Source organism: Intrasporangium mesophilum (assembly GCF_054783095.1).
Genome location: NZ_BAAGRF010000013.1, coordinates 208,750 through 220,762 on the forward strand (window position 1 = coordinate 208,750; position 12,013 = coordinate 220,762).

Annotated in this window: 11 protein-coding genes; 3 read left to right on the top strand and 8 right to left on the bottom strand. The window is 68.5% G+C overall.

Features of this window, described 5'->3' with window-relative positions:
- Positions 1-79: 79 nt before the first annotated feature.
- From ACYVLP_RS12430 to ACYVLP_RS12460, 7 genes are all read right to left on the bottom strand, one after another.
- Positions 80-1,234, bottom strand: coding sequence for an amidohydrolase family protein (locus ACYVLP_RS12430; protein ID WP_460627659.1), 1,155 nt, complete (start codon positions 1,232-1,234; stop codon positions 80-82).
- Between the two features lie 111 nt (positions 1,235-1,345).
- Positions 1,346-1,582 (bottom strand): hypothetical protein, encoded by a 237-nt coding sequence (locus ACYVLP_RS12435; protein WP_452267273.1) that lies wholly within the window; start codon positions 1,580-1,582, stop codon positions 1,346-1,348.
- Positions 1,583-1,658: 76 nt separating this feature from the next.
- Positions 1,659-2,666 (bottom strand): peptidyl-alpha-hydroxyglycine alpha-amidating lyase family protein, encoded by a 1,008-nt coding sequence (locus ACYVLP_RS12440; RefSeq protein WP_460627660.1) that lies wholly within the window; start codon positions 2,664-2,666, stop codon positions 1,659-1,661.
- 34 nt (positions 2,667-2,700) lie between these two features.
- Positions 2,701-3,534 (bottom strand): SDR family NAD(P)-dependent oxidoreductase, encoded by an 834-nt coding sequence (locus ACYVLP_RS12445; protein WP_460627661.1) that lies wholly within the window; start codon positions 3,532-3,534, stop codon positions 2,701-2,703.
- A 130-nt stretch (positions 3,535-3,664) separates the two neighbouring features.
- The gene (locus ACYVLP_RS12450; RefSeq protein WP_460627662.1) at positions 3,665-4,705 is read right to left on the bottom strand and encodes an NHL repeat-containing protein; all 1,041 of its coding nucleotides are present in this window, start codon (positions 4,703-4,705) and stop codon (positions 3,665-3,667) included.
- Positions 4,702-5,928, bottom strand: a complete 1,227-nt coding sequence (gene fdhA / locus ACYVLP_RS12455; RefSeq protein ID WP_460627663.1) for a formaldehyde dehydrogenase, glutathione-independent — start codon at positions 5,926-5,928, stop codon at positions 4,702-4,704. Before fdhA ends, ACYVLP_RS12450 begins: the two co-directional genes overlap by 4 nt.
- 234 nt (positions 5,929-6,162) lie before the next feature.
- Entirely contained in the window at positions 6,163-6,852 is a 690-nt protein-coding gene (locus tag ACYVLP_RS12460) for a GntR family transcriptional regulator (RefSeq protein ID WP_460627664.1), read from the bottom strand.
- A 221-nt stretch (positions 6,853-7,073) separates the two neighbouring features.
- On the opposite strand from ACYVLP_RS12460, the gene ACYVLP_RS12465 reads away from it, so the two are divergent.
- The 3 genes from ACYVLP_RS12465 (at position 7,074) to tcuB (ending at position 10,624) form a co-directional block, all read left to right on the top strand.
- Complete coding sequence (locus ACYVLP_RS12465) at positions 7,074-7,772, top strand: GntR family transcriptional regulator (RefSeq protein ID WP_460627665.1); 699 nt, start codon at positions 7,074-7,076, stop codon at positions 7,770-7,772.
- Between the two features lie 174 nt (positions 7,773-7,946).
- A complete protein-coding gene (gene tcuA / locus ACYVLP_RS12470; protein ID WP_460627666.1) occupies positions 7,947-9,479 on the top strand; it encodes an FAD-dependent tricarballylate dehydrogenase TcuA in 1,533 nt (510 codons plus the stop codon).
- Positions 9,476-10,624, top strand: a complete 1,149-nt coding sequence (gene tcuB, locus ACYVLP_RS12475; protein WP_460627667.1) for a tricarballylate utilization 4Fe-4S protein TcuB — start codon at positions 9,476-9,478, stop codon at positions 10,622-10,624. The genes tcuA and tcuB overlap by 4 nt, the downstream gene beginning before the upstream one ends.
- 5 nt (positions 10,625-10,629) lie before the next feature.
- Here tcuB and ACYVLP_RS12480 read toward each other — a convergent pair whose 3' ends face one another.
- Positions 10,630-12,012: an MmgE/PrpD family protein gene (locus ACYVLP_RS12480; RefSeq protein WP_460627668.1), complete on the bottom strand. Its 1,383-nt coding sequence runs from the start codon at positions 12,010-12,012 to the stop codon at positions 10,630-10,632.
- Between the last annotated feature and the right edge of the window lies 1 nt (position 12,013).

A 12,013-nucleotide genomic window follows, 5' to 3' on the forward strand; every position in this document is an offset into this window, starting at 1 on the left:
TTCTCCTAGAGTTCCGCGGTGGGCAGGGTCGTTTCGGCCTCGATCGGTTCGCGCGCGGAGGCGCCTGTCGACGGCCGGGTCAGGTGTCGGTGGGGGTCAGCCCGATCCGATGGCCGGTGGCATCGAGGTTGAGCAGACGCAGAGCGTTCTCCCCGAAGATCTTTCGCTTCACATCGTCAGAGAACGGTGCCTGGAAGATCTTGTTCGGGTGGTCGAAGTCGTGGTGCGGCCAGTCCGAGGCGAAGATCGTCTGGGTCTGTCCTTCGTAGAGGTCGACGAGAGTGACCAGGTCGCGGAGGTTCTGGGGCTCCTCGACGGGCTGCGTGGCGTAGTAGAAGGAGGTCATGTACTCGCTGGGCGGCTTGGTCAGGAACGGAACCTCGTGCCGGCGCTCCCGGTACATCCGGTCCATGCGCATCATGAGGAACGGCACCCAGGCGACGCCGGCCTCGGTGAAGGCGATCCTCAGCTTCGGAAAGCGTTCGGGGACACCGGTGCTGATCATGTCGACGAGGTTGGCCATCATCGAGAACGTGTGCGAGGTCGTATGCCGCGCGAACCCGCTCGTGAACCCGTTGGTGTTGAACGGGTATGCCGGGTGCACGATGCCGACACTGTGCAGCAGCACCGCGAAGTCGGCCTCCTCGCAGGCCTCGTAGATCGGGTCGTACTTGTGGTTGCCCCACAGCGGATCGACCGCGGCGCTGGGCAGGTAGACGCCGACGATTCCAGGGTGCTTGGCGTACTTCCTGATCTCGGCGGCAGTGTCCTCCGGGGCATGCGGGCAGGCGCACAGGACCCCGAGCAGGCCCTGGTCGGGGAAGCACCAGGTGTCGGCCAGCCAGGCGTTGTAGGCGCGGCTCAGCGCGGCGGCATACTCATCGTCGGTCAGGGTCGGGAGCTTGAGCAGGTTGTTGGGAAACAGGATCCCGATGTCCACGTTGATGTGGCTGAGCTCCTCGCGCATCGCCTCGGGTGTGCGCACGATCCGGTCGGACTCGTGACTGGTCGGCCAGATCGGCCCGAAGCTGAAGCCACTTGCGCCCGGCGCGAAGGCCGGGATGAAGTTGCCGGATCGGTCCTTGACCTGTTCGAGCGCGACGCGCCAGGGCATGTCGATGTAGTCGATCAGGTCCTTCGGGAGCTCGTAGACGTGCACGTCGGTGTCGACGACCAGGACGTCCTCGAGCTTGGCTCTGCTTCCCGCGCTGCGCTCCCGCGTCTGCACCGACATCTGCCCTGCGCCTCCTGAGGCTCCTGAGTGACCTGTGGCTCAATGCTGTGGCACCCATGCTACCGACTTGGCATGCAGTTGTATACCACTGTTCAGAACAGTGTGACCGACTTACTCGTCGTGCTCGATCTGGGCACGCAGACGGATGTTGAAGGTGTGCGCCATGCTCGTCGCCCACTCCCGGGCATCGAAGCCGGGCGCCTTCTCGAAGCGGGCAAGCCAGTCGTCCGCGCGACCTTCGACGACGACGTACCAGGCGTCGTCCGCCTCATGGGCCGAGAGCGGATACTGCAGCGGCAGCTCCGCATCGGGACCGAGCGTGCGGGGCGGCGGCAGGCGCTTGCTCATCTCCCGAGTCTCCACGGTCGGCCACGCAGCCTTCGCGCGCTGCTGCTGCTCATCGCCGCATACCTCCCGACCAGCATCATCGCACCGGCGCGAACTTCTGGAAGGTGTGACAGTTCTCGGCGTCGCGACCACGACGGCTCCGCGACGTGTGGCTGACCTCTGCGATGTAGAGGTTGTGCGCAGAGTCGATACACAGACCGTGCGGTGCGACCAGGTTGCCCGGTGCGCACGGGTCGTCCCCGACATTGCCCCACCGGTCAAGCAGCGTCCCGTGGTCGTCCAGGATGCTGACCCGTGGCGTCAGGTCGACCTCCATGAGTCCGCGGGCGATCGACTCGTCCCCCTTCCAGAGGCCCGACTCCAGGACGTAGACGAGCCCGTCACGAGCCACGGTGGTGGCGGTCGGACGCTGCAGACCGGCCCACGCCTCGATGAAGGCGCCGTCAGGATCGAAGACCTGCAGGCGGTCGTTCTCGCGGTCGGAGACGAGCACGCGACCGTCGGACAGCACGCTCACGCAGTGCGGCAGGTTGAACTGACCCGGCCCGGTGCCGGGCTCACCCCATGAGCGCACCAGCTCGCCGTCGCTGGTGAACTGGTGGACCCGTGCGTTGCCGTACCCGTCGGAGACGTAGAGGTCGCCCGAGGGCGCCATGGCGACCTTGGTCGGCCGGTTGAAGGGGCCGGCGCCACGTTCGATGCTCTGGATCCGGTGGTAGAGGCTGGGGTTGGAGCTGTCGACGCCGGTCTCCGAGGCGACACCGGTGCCGATCACTCCCATCTGCTCACCCTCAGGCGTGAACCGGCGCACCAGGTGGCTCCCCTCGTCGACGACGTACGCGACCCCGTCCGGCCCCAAGGTGATCGCGTGCGGCCGGCTGCTGAGGACGTCGCTGCCCCACGTGCGCAGGAAGCGGCCGTCGGCGTCATAGACGATCACGGCGGGATCCTTGCGGGCGAGCACATAGACGTTGTCCTGAACGTCGACCGCGACGTCGGCGACGTCGAGATGGACGAGGCCCTCGGGCAGCTGCTCCCATCCGTCGACGACCTCGAACGGACGGGCCTGGCTGGACGATGTCATCCGGGACTCCCTTGCAGACAGCGTGATCGATGGATCAGAAGCGGACGGTGTTCATCTCTCCGCCGTCGACGAGGATCGTCTCTCCCGTCAGGGCGCCGGTGAGCTTCGAGCTGAGGAAGACGACGACGCTCGCCACGTCGTCCGGCTCGATACGTCGACCGATGACGAGCTCGGCGCGAGCGCGGCGGTCCATCTCGTCGTAGGAGACCCCCTCGCGGTCCGCTCGCCTCGCGAGGTCCTCCGAGCGACTCTCCGCACGGCTCTTGCCGTCCATGCGGGTGTGGCCCTCGGTCCATACGATCCCGGGCTCGACGAGGTTCACCGTGATGCCGTCGTGCCCGAGAAGCCAGGAGAGCCTCTTGGTCAGGTTGATCAGACCGGGCTGCGTGGCACCCTTGGCCCAGCCCGCCGAGTGGACCTTTCGCGCTGAGCTGCCACCGATGTTGATGATCCGCCCCCAGCCGTTCTGCTGCATGATCGGCGCGACGAGGCGGATGAGCCGGATGGGGGCGAACAGCTTCATGTTCATCTTCTCCTGCCAGTCCTCGTCCTGGAGCTCGAAGAACCCGACATCTCGGGTGATGAGGTCGGCATTGTTGATCGCGATGTCGATCGTGCCGAAACGCTCGAGCGTCTCCGCGACGAACCGCTCGATGTCCTTCGGCACCAGGACGTCGGCGACGACCGGCAGCACCGGTGTCCCGGTCTCGGACTCGATCTGCTCGGCGGTCTCATGGACGATGTCCTTGGTGCGGCCACAGATGGCTACCCGGACGCCCTCCTTGGCCAGCCCGTGGGCGATTGCTCTGCCAATTCCCTGGCTGCCGCCAGTCACGAGGGCAACCTTGCCCTCAATGCCAAGATCCATTGCGGTCCTTCCCGCTGGTCAGAACGTGGTTTGCGCTCGGCCGAGACGGCCGGCCAGGCCACCGCCCTCAGCGCGGCATACTAACGAATCCAACTGTATACCGTACCGGCCGGTATGCCGCTCAGGCAGGCTACGCTCGCCGCTCCAGCTTGACGAGCCGCCCGCCGATCAGCCACTCGCTGACGTAGAGGTTCCCCTGCGCGTCGGCCGTCAGACCGTGCGGGCTGTTGAAGTACCCCGGGCGCAGGCCACGTGGGCGATGTGGACGATGATCGTGGTCCAGCTGGTTGGGAAAGCCGGGTCGGACGGCCGCCTCGTCGTCACTGCCGAGGTGGCCGAGGAGCTGGTCGTCGGGTCCGAGCACCGCAAGCCGCGACTCGAGATCAGCGACCACGAGGAACTGGTCCACGGCCGTGAAGGCGCTCGGACGCCTGAAGAGCGACGCGTTGCCGACCACACGCTTGAAGACACCCTCCAGGTCGAACACCTGGAGCCGCCCGTTCCTGCGGTCCGAGACGTAGAGCTCGGGCTCGCCCCGGCGGTGGTCCACCCACACGGCGTGCGGGCAGTCGAAGCGCCCCGCCCCCTCGGTGCCCGACAGCGACATGACGTAGGTTCCGTCGCTGCGGAAACGATGGACGTAGCTCTGGCCGTAACCGTCGGCGACCCAGACGTCTCCAGTCCCACCGCTCCCGTCGTCCACCGCCACCCCGGTGGGCTTGAACCTGTTCGTGCGGTACGCCTCGATGTCCGGGGCGGGGATGGACAGGAGCACGTCCCCGGTGAGGGACATCTTCACGGCAGCTGGCGTAGCGGCGCCGTCCTGGTTGGGGTACTCGCCTTCGGCGTCCCGCTCGCGACGCGCGCCGTTGTCGGCGATCCAGAGCACCTCCTGACCATCGCTTCCGGCGACGAGAAGCCCGTGGCCCTGCGTCACTCCGGTGTCGAAGCTCGCCCGCACCGAGCCGTCCGGCGCGAGGAGGACGGCCTCCGCCTGGTCGTGACTCACGACGACGACGTCCCCGGACCGTGTCGCGGCGATGCCCGAGTGGATCCACGCCGACGACTCGTGCTGCGAGCGCGAGGCGAGCCAGTCATTCCATGGCTCGGTCCAGGCGTACTGCGGCCCGTGCTCGAGGCCGAGCACGGGCCCCGCCGGGGAGGCGGTCATGCGGCGCGCTTCGCGAGCTCGCCGTGCGGGTCCAAGACGTACTTGCGGGAGGCTCCCTGGTCGAAGTTGCGGTAGCCCTCGGGCGCCTGGTCCAGACTGATGGGCGTGGCGTTGACCGCCTTGGCGATGTGGACGCGGTCATGCAGGATCGCCATCGCCAGCTGGCGGTGGTACTTCATGACGGGGCACTGCCCGGTCGTGAAGCTGAGGCTCTTGGCCCACCCGAGACCGAGCCGAAGCTTGAGCGCGCCGATCTGGGCATCCGAGTCGATGCCACCTGGATCCTCCGTGACGTAGAGGCCTGGGATGCCAAGGCTGGCACCCGCGCGGGTGATGCCCATCAGGGAGTTGAGCACCGTCGCGGGGGCCTCCGTTGCGGCCTCGGCACCGTGGCCTCGAGCCTCGAACCCGACGCAGTCGACGGCAGCGTCGACCTCGGGAACACCGAGCAGCTCCTCGAGCTTTCCAGCCAGGTCCTCGCTGCGCAGGTCGACCGTCTCGCAGCCGAACGACCGTGCCTGCTCGAGCCGTTCGGGGACCAGGTCACCGACCACCACGACGGCGGCCCCCAACAGCTGGGCGGACGCCGCGCACGCTAGCCCGACGGGCCCGGCGCCGGCAACGTACACCGTGCTCCCGACCTCGACTCCCGCTGTGACGGCGCCGTGGAACCCGGTCGGGAAGATGTCCGAGAGCATCGTGAGGTCCAGCAGCTTGTCGAGCGCCTGGTCGCGGTCGGGGAAGCGCAACAGGTTCCAGTCGGCGTACGGGACCATGACGTACTCCGCCTGGCCGCCGACCCAGCCGCCCATGTCGACATAGCCGTATGCCGCTCCGGGCCGTGCCGGGTTGACGTTGAGGCAGACTCCGGTGAGCCGCGCCTTGCAGTTGCGGCACCGGCCGCATGCGATGTTGAACGGCACCGACACGATGTCGCCGACCTTGACGAACTCGACATCGGACCCGGTCTCCACGACCTCGCCGGTGATCTCATGTCCAAGGACGAGCCCGGGCGGGGCGGTGGTGCGACCTCGGACCATGTGCTGGTCGCTCCCGCAGATGTTGGTCGCCAGCACCCTGAGGATGACGCCATGCTCGCACTTGCGTCCGATGTTGGCCGGGTTGACCCCGGGACCGTCCCGAAGCTCCAGTGCTGGGTACTCGGTCGACTGCACCTCAACCTGGTGTGGACCCAGGTAGACGACACCGCGATTTCCGCTCACCGATCTCTCTCCTCTGCCGCGCCCGGGCTGGGCTATACATTTGTGCACAAGAGTATACGACGATGCACCGCGACAGTCGAGACCTCATCGAGCATGCGGAAGGCGCGGGGTTCCGCGCTCCAGGTGGGGGCCGGGGCACGACCCTTCCGAGCGGCGGGCGCAAACCCAGATGAAGGCTGCCGGACTAGCTGCCCGGGGAGTCCGCAAGCGTGCGGGGGAACTGGCTCTCGAGGCTCAGAACGACTCGATGAAGCTGCCCGAGGTCATCTCCTCAAAGATGGTCAGGCGGATGTCGCGGGCCTCGGCGAAGTGCCTGGTGGCAATCTCCTCGGCCAAGTTGCCGTCTCGCGCCTCGATGGCGTCCACGAGCTCCCGGTGCTCGCCCCGGGCCTCGGCCCATCGCCCGGCGACGGCGAGCGTCGTCTCGGGGTAGCGGGCCAGATGAAGGTTGAGGCGCTCCAGGACGTCGATGAGGGACTCGTTGTGGGTCGCTCGCCAGATCGAGGCGTGGAAGCCGAGGTTTGCCTCGACGAGGCCCTGGGAATCGGACGTGACCTTGTCGCCCTGCTCCAGCCACTTGCGCATGGCTCGGAGGTCGTAGTCGGTGCGCCGGTCTGCGGCCGTCCGTCCGGCGAAGCCTTCGAGCACCAACCGCGTGTCGTAGATGTCGAGGATGTCCTCGGGGCTGCGCTCCTTGACCACCATGCCGCGCTCGGTGCGGGCGATGAGACCATCTTGCTGGAGCCGGCGCAGTGCTTCGCGGATCGGGGTGCGGCTCACGCCGGCCCACTCCGCGAGGTTGGCCTCCACGAGCTGCTGCCCCGGCTGCAGCTCACCCTTGAGGATGGCCGACCTGAGCATCTCGTAGGGCTGAACCGTCCCTCGTGCCTGGCTACCCAACGTTGCGGCCTTCGGCTTGGGCACGTTCCGCTCCCTGTCGCTAGCTAGGTCTTGTACTCACCAGTATGCACGAACCAGGGGGCGATGGTGGGGATCCGCGCACCGCGGCGCGGTCGAGGCTCGCAGAGTCGTCCCCTGTCCTCGCGTTGAAGCGACGGCGCCAAGGTGCGAAACTGGCACACCAGGGGATACCGATGCATGCATGTGCTGGTCCCCTGGTCCGATCAGACCGAGAGGGAGCAGACATGGCCGTGACACCGCGTCGGACATCCAGCGAGGATGAAGCGCCGGCCAGCCCTCCGCGCAGCGAGAAGCGCGTCGCTCCGTACGAGATGCTCAAGCAGGCGATTCTCAGCGGTGCGCTCGAGCCCGGCGAGCCGCTGGTCGAGACAGCGCTTGCCGCGTGGTGCGGCGTCAGCCGCACGCCGATCCGGGAGGCCCTGCGCCGGCTGCAGCAGGACGAGCTCATCGAGCGGAGCAGCCGCGGGTTCACGGTGCGGACGCGCAGCCCGGAAGAGATCCTGGACGTGTACTCCGTGCGCACGGTGCTCGAGGCGACGGCGGCGGGGATGGCCGCCGAGCGTCGTGATGAGCACGATCTCAGACTCCTGCACTGGGCGCTGGGCAAGGGGGCGCAGACCGCTGCCGACGGCGTCGACGAGCTCGTCGAGGCAAACCAGGCCTTCCACCACGCGGTCTGGCGCGCGAGTCACAACAAGCCGCTGGTGGACCTGCTCGAGCGGCTGCACCTGCACCTCGGTCGCTACCCCGGCACCACCTTGAAGGTGCCGGGACGCTGGGAGTCGGCTCGCGACCAGCACCAGGCCCTGGTCGATGCCATCGAGCGTCGTGACGCAGCGGCCGCACACGACATCGCCATGCGGCACTTCCAGGACGCGCGCGACATCCGCCTGTCGCTGTTCGCCGCCGAACAGCTGCGCTGAGACGGCACTCGGGCCCGGCCCGCGGCATACCCAGGTCGGCAGCCCCGGCCGTCGCCGGGCACAAGTCCGCCCATGGGATCGACCCCACCTCCCGCGCCTTGGTCGTATGCTGCGGTATACACTCGTGCGCTGACGCGCACCGCCTGACTGGCGGCCGAGCCTGAAGGAGGCCCCTTGACCACGTCCAGCGTGCGCGACCGAGCCGCCGAGCCATCCCCCGGAACCCACCCTGCCCACCCCCGCGCCGAAGGCGGCGCCACGGTGGAAACAGGCGTGACGAGGCGCCCGCCAGGAGCGACCGGATGGGCGGACACCGTCTGGGACGTCGTCGTGGTCGGTGGCGGCAACGCGGCCCTCGCGGCCGCCATGGCCGCAGACGACCTCGGCGCGCGGGTCCTGGTCCTGGAGCGGGCCCCGCAGCACATGCGCGGAGGTAACAGCCGGCATACGCGCAACATCCGCTGCGTGCACGAGCAGGACGAGTTCCATCCGGGGGCGTACAGCGAGCAGGAGCTGTGGCAGGACCTGTGCAACGTGGGGGAAGGCCCGAACGTCGAGGAGCTCGCGCGCTTCACGGTCCGGGACTCCGAGACCATCCCGTCCTGGATGTACCGGCACGGCGCGCGCTGGCAGCACCCCCTGTCCGGCACCCTGCAGCTGGGCCGGACCAACCGGTTCTTCCTCGGCGGCGGCAAGGCACTGCTCAACGCGTACTACCGCTACATCGCCACTCGTGCGAACATCACCGTTGCGTACGACGCCAAGGTCGAGGACTTCGAGTTCGACGGGGATGAGTGCCAGGCGGTGATCGTGTGCTTCGGCGGCGTCAGCCATCGCGTGCGCGGGCGCACGTTCGTCTGCGCCAGCGGAGGCTTCGAGGCCAACATCGACTGGTTGCGCCGCTACTGGGGCGATGCCGCCGACAACTACATCATCCGCGGGACCCCGTACAACGACGGCCACGCACTGGCGCAGCTGTACGCGGCGCAGGCTGCCTCCGTCGGCCACCGGCGCGGGTTCCACGCCATCGCGGTGGACGCCCGGGCCCCGCGGTTCGACGGAGGGATCGCGACCCGGCTGGACACGGTCCCCTTCGGCATCGTCCTGAACAGCCGGGGAGACCGGTTCTACGACGAGGGCGAGGATGCGTGGCCCAAGCGCTACGCGACCTGGGGCCGGCACATCGCCGAGCAGCCCGACCAGATCGCCTACTGCCTGTGGGACGCCAAGGTCAACCACCTGTTCCTGCGGCCGATGTACCCCACGGCGTCGGCGGAGACGTTGGGCGACCTCCTTCGCACGTTCGACCTCGACCAGCAGCGCGCCGTGGCGACGGTCGAGGCGTTCAACGACGCCGTGGTCCCGGGCGGGGCGTTCGACATCTCGCAGCTGGATGGCTGCCACACCGAGGGCCTGACACCTCAGAAGACGAACTGGGCACAGCCCATCGACACGCCGCCGTACTACGGGGTGGCCATGCGACCCGGCGTGACGTTCACGTACATGGGCGTCTCGATCGGGCCCGATGCGCGGGTCCTGCGGACCGACGGTTCGGCCTTTGCCAACCTGTATGCCGCCGGCGAGATCATGTCGGGCAACATCCTGAGCACGGGGTATCTGGCCGGCTTCGGGATGACGATCGGCAGCGTCTGGGGACGCCGAGCCGGTGCTCGAGCCGCCCAGCACGCGAGTGAGGGGCGGAGATGACCGTGCTGGACCAGCCCGGCCCTGGCGGCCGCACCTCCCTGCACCTCCTCGTCGAGGAGGCGACCCGTCAGCTCACCGTGTGCAACGCGTGTCGCTACTGCGAGGGGTTCTGTGCGGTCTTCCCTGCGCTCGGGCGCCGGACCGTGATCGAGCAGGGCGACGTCAGCCAGCTCGCGAACCTGTGCCATGACTGCCGGGCCTGCTACGACGCGTGCATGTACAGCTCGCCGCATGAGTTCGCCGTCGACCTGCCCAAGGCCCTGTCTGCCGTCCGGGTTCATGACTATCGCCGTTACATGTGGCCCGCCGCAGTGCCACGCCTGTTCTCCGGATGGACGGGCGTTTTCTCGGGCGTCGTTCTGGCAACCGCGCTCGTGACCCTCGCCGCACTGCTGTATGCCGGTCCGTCCGGACTGGTTGCGCCAGGGGCGGGGGCGCAGTCGCCCTATGCGCTGATCCCCTATCCGGTGCTCCTGCTGCTGATCCTCGTCCCCGCGCTCTACAGCACGGCGGTGGCGATCGTCGCCGGGCGACGGTTCTGGACCGATGTGGCCGGAGACGGCCGGGAGATGAGCGCAGGCCACGTCTCGCGCGCCGTCTGGTATGCCGCGACGTTGCGTTACCTGCGAGGCGGCGGGCAAGAGTGCTACTACCCACAGGACACCGAGCCGTCGTCGAAGCGACGCGTCCTGCACGGCTTCGTCGCCTACGGCTTCGGCCTGTGCCTCGTCTCCACGATGTCCGCGGCGATCCTTCAGGACTTCCTCCATTCGCCGCCTCCGTACCCGTGGCTGTCCGTCCCGGTGCTGACCGGGACCGTCGGTGGCGTCGCCATGGTGATCGGGTGCACCGCGCTGCTCGTGCTCAAGACCCGAGCATCGACTGTCACCAGCTACGCGCAGATGACCGTGAAGGACTACGGCCTCCTGGTCGCCCTGGAGTTTCTGGCACTGTCCGGGCTGGCGGTGCTGCTGCTGCGCACGACGCCGGCGTTCGGCATCGCGTTCCTCGTCCACTTCGCGGCTGTCGTGCTGACCTTCGCGGTGGCTCCCTACAGCAAGCTGTCCCACGTGATCTTCCGCTTCCTCGCGATCGTGCGGGACAACGTCGAGCGCTCGGGGGGTCGTGACCGGGAGCAAGACTGACGGTCCTACTGATGCGCCGGGGCTCCGCCGAGCAGCTGTGAGATCTCGGAGACGCTCTGGTTGCCTTCGACCGCGGTGCGCAGCCCGTCGAGCACATTGACTGCTGCGCCCCCGAACCGGCGGGCCAGCAGTCCGAGTGCCTTCTCGCTCGCCTGCTCCCGAGTCAAGGGGGTGGCAGCGTCGCCGAGCGGTGTCATCACTGACGCCTCGACGCTCTGGCCGTCCTCCCCTGTGATCTTCACGGTCACCGGACTCCCCTGCGGGTGGTCGAGCTGCAGGGCCGGGTCATGGACCACGACCGTGGCACGACTCAGACGCCGCACCTCCTCGTCAACGAGCGCACCTTCCTCGAGCCGGATCACGCCGGTCCGGCCCCTGCTCAGGGCCACGGCGCAGAGGAAGGGAATGCTGTAACGGCCGGCGAAGAGGTTCGGTGGGTCGACCGCGCTCAGCCGAGCAGCGGCCGGGCTTGCACAACGGATCTCGATGGCGCGGATGTCGCGCGTCGATGCCAGCTCGTCGGCCAGAGCCGCGGCTGCGTCGATCGCCGCCGCGGCGTGAGCGCAGACCGGGTACAGCTTGATGTAGCCGTCCAGGACCGCGGGGTGCGCGGATTCTGCGCGCGTGATCTGCGCCCAGTCGACGGTGGACTCCGGCTGACTGGTGCGCGGGACGAAGAAGTCCTCGAGGGTGCCGGGGACGGCGGTCCAGCCCATGCCTGTCATGGCGCCGGCGGAGACGGCGATGCCGGCGCCGAGGCCGATGACGAGGTGGTAGACATCGGCGCCCTGGCGTCCGAGCGCGAATGGGCCTGACACCGCGAGGCCGGCTGCGGCATCGATCGCACGAGCGATCGATGCCGGCTCCCCCCTACTGACGAGATGGGCGACACCCGCCGCCGCGCCGATGACACTCCAGCTGCCGTTGGGGTGGAGCTCCCCGCGCATGGTGCCGACGGCCAGCCCCGCGCGGGCGGCGGTCTCGTACCCGACGAGAATCGCGCTCATCAGCTCGTGGGTCGTCGCCCCCGTGTGCTCAGCCGCCGCGAGCGCCGCGGGCACCACGTGGATCGCCGGGTGACCACCCGGCATACGCAGCCCCTCACCCAGGAGCTGGGCGTTCCCGCAGCACGCGTTGGCGATCGCGGCCCCCACGGCGGCGGCGGTTCCGCCGGTCGCCAGGACGGTGCAGGGTCCATCAGGGCCGTGCCCGAACCACCCGGACTCGGCGAGCTCGAGCTGGCGGGGCTCCCGACCGCCTCCGACCAGGACGGCCATCGTGTCGATGAAGACCTCCGTCACGCGCTGCTGCACGGGTCCGGGCAGGTCAGCGAACTGGATGCCGCCCCACAGCTCAGCCAGCCGGGTTGCAGCCGTGGCCCGCGCCATT

Bases quoted from the DNA above. Each gene is read 5' to 3' on its own strand.
- ACYVLP_RS12450 (WP_460627662.1), bottom strand. From the start codon at position 4,705: ATGACCGCCTCCCCGGCGGGGCCCGTGCTCGGCCTCGAGCACGGGCCG.
- ACYVLP_RS12480 (WP_460627668.1), bottom strand. From the start codon at position 12,012: ATGGCGCGGGCCACGGCTGCAACCCGGCTGGCTGAGCTGTGGGGCGGC.
- ACYVLP_RS12430 (WP_460627659.1), bottom strand. From the start codon at position 1,234: ATGTCGGTGCAGACGCGGGAGCGCAGCGCGGGAAGCAGAGCCAAGCTC.
- ACYVLP_RS12465 (WP_460627665.1), top strand. From the start codon at position 7,074: ATGGCCGTGACACCGCGTCGGACATCCAGCGAGGATGAAGCGCCGGCC.
- ACYVLP_RS12435 (WP_452267273.1), bottom strand. From the start codon at position 1,582: ATGAGCAAGCGCCTGCCGCCGCCCCGCACGCTCGGTCCCGATGCGGAG.
- ACYVLP_RS12440 (WP_460627660.1), bottom strand. From the start codon at position 2,666: ATGACATCGTCCAGCCAGGCCCGTCCGTTCGAGGTCGTCGACGGATGG.
- tcuB (WP_460627667.1), top strand. From the start codon at position 9,476: ATGACCGTGCTGGACCAGCCCGGCCCTGGCGGCCGCACCTCCCTGCAC.
- ACYVLP_RS12445 (WP_460627661.1), bottom strand. From the start codon at position 3,534: ATGGATCTTGGCATTGAGGGCAAGGTTGCCCTCGTGACTGGCGGCAGC.